The sequence below is a fragment of the Vibrio hepatarius genome, from assembly GCF_018860525.1.
In the GTDB taxonomy this organism is placed as follows: Bacteria; Pseudomonadota; Gammaproteobacteria; order Enterobacterales; family Vibrionaceae; genus Vibrio; species Vibrio hepatarius_B.
This window is the reverse complement of sequence record NZ_JAHKPM010000007.1, coordinates 1-1,872: the sequence shown is the minus strand read 5'-3', so window position 1 is coordinate 1,872 and position 1,872 is coordinate 1. Positions and strand designations below refer to the sequence as shown.

At 37.8% G+C, this 1,872-nt stretch carries 2 protein-coding genes and 1 tRNA gene; 1 reads left to right on the top strand and 2 read right to left on the bottom strand.

Annotation, left to right across the window (positions count from 1 at the left end; genetic code table 11):
• Positions 1-513, top strand: a 513-nt coding sequence (locus tag KO511_RS01355) for a class I SAM-dependent methyltransferase (protein ID WP_215985708.1), incomplete at its 5' end; no start/stop codon positions are given.
• A 297-nt stretch (positions 514-810) separates the two neighbouring features.
• Here KO511_RS01355 and KO511_RS01350 read toward each other — a convergent pair.
• Positions 811-1,509, bottom strand: coding sequence for an ester cyclase (locus KO511_RS01350; protein WP_215985707.1), 699 nt, complete (start codon positions 1,507-1,509; stop codon positions 811-813).
• A 174-nt stretch (positions 1,510-1,683) separates the two neighbouring features.
• Positions 1,684-1,774 (bottom strand) — tRNA-Ser (locus KO511_RS01345).
• Positions 1,775-1,872: the final 98 nt, after the last annotated feature.

The window sequence follows — 1,872 nt, the reverse complement described above, 5'->3', positions numbered from 1 at the left end:
TCTGTCCAACAGAGTGAATCAAATTACCTGATTAATAAATTTCGGCTTAAATTTATCGGCAAGAGACTTCTCGACGTGGGCTGTGGTGATGGAAAAATTTCGAATTTAATGAGTAATATGGGAGCTAAAGTTACTGGAATTGATACTTCCAGTAACATGGTCAAATTTGCCATAGACAAGTACCCAAATTGCCAATTTCATATGGAAACTGCTGAAGAGCTATTAAAGCATCAGAATGACTATCAAATAATAACCAGCTTCAATTGCTTACATTGGATATCAGATATTGAAAAAGCTCTGCATGGCATCAAAGCAAGACTTGTTAATGATGGAACATTTATTGGATTGATCTACCCAAGATGCACCGATTTATGGGATGCCGCCGATTGGTGCGAGACTCTACCCCTATATACGGAGCTTTCTAAATCTTTCACTAACCCTTACCATTTCCATACTAAAGAAGGTATACGGTCGCTTCTTTCACAAGCTGGATTTCACAAAGCCATCCTATGAGAAGAAGAGAAACAAGCAATATTTCAAACCCAAGAAGACTTCATAAACTATATAATAGGCTGGTTGCCGCACTATAGTCATTATGGACAAGGTTTTATTGAACCTTGGTTTTATAAATATAGGGAGTTGTCACAGCAACAACTGAGTAAAGAAGTCATCATGCGGTATAACACTATTTTCTTCACCGCCTCTTGAATATTAATATCATTATAATCAGTAAAGACTAAATTAAGTGTTTTATTACAAGCTTTCAAATAACCTAAGATTGAAACATCCTTATCGAATATAGTGAACTCATCAACATATTTTTTCCAAGGCTATAGTGATTAGAATTTCTAAAGTATTTGAAGAGAGAGCCCAATCAAATACATCTTTACTTGATTTAAGGCCAATCAAAGGTAGAGTTCTCTCCACATGTGTTCTAAAAGTGCTGTATTTTATATTAAGCTTTGATGAAATAACTCTGCTGTCACACCGCAAACACAGCAGTGATAAACAATCAATCTGCCGATTAGTCAGGTTTAGATGTAATAGTCTATTTACTGCTAGATACATATCATCCCCAAGCGCTTTTTTGGCAACGTAGGGAGCTGGTGATATCTGCTCAACTACAGATGAAACTTGTACGTCAGCACAGTATGCATGGATTTTTTGGTCAAACATGACTAAGTCTGTTGTTCCCGAATACCGGACTGGCTTACCAGTTGCTGCCACTCCTAAAAATTCTCCCAGATGATCGCCCTTAACTTCCCACTCAATATTGACTCTATCTTTATAGATTTGCAGTGTATTCTCCCGATACTGCAAATTAGGAAAGCCTCGAAACCATATTGACAAAGCATCCGATAATTTTTCGCCACCCACGCTTTGTTTTACTGGTGACTTAACTAACACTTGAGGTATCAGAAAGTCATTCAAGCTCTGATGACCTCCCTCTAGCCAGACATGAGACATAAAGTCTCTGGCTAGCTTAATCTTAGGGTCCCTGTGATACATATTCCACCCAACTAATATCAGAATAAATAAAGGGCCGTAACTAAGGCAAAAATGACCTAATATGGACCCAAGACTAAATACCTATTGTTTCATATGCAATTCAGGATGGTAACCTTTTGTGAATAAAAATTTTTAGATAAAAAAAGGCCCAAGCATGTGCTTGGGCCTTTATAGTGGCGGAGAGATAGGGATTTGAACCCTAGATACGCTATTAACGTATGCCGGTTTTCAAGACCGGTGCTTTCAACCACTCAGCCATCTCTCCATAAATTGTCACTAAAACTTAGTCTTACTTTGATGCTATGCCTTAGCTTGCGTTACGAATAGTAAATTCATAGCGCTTAATAAAAGCCTGGCGATGTC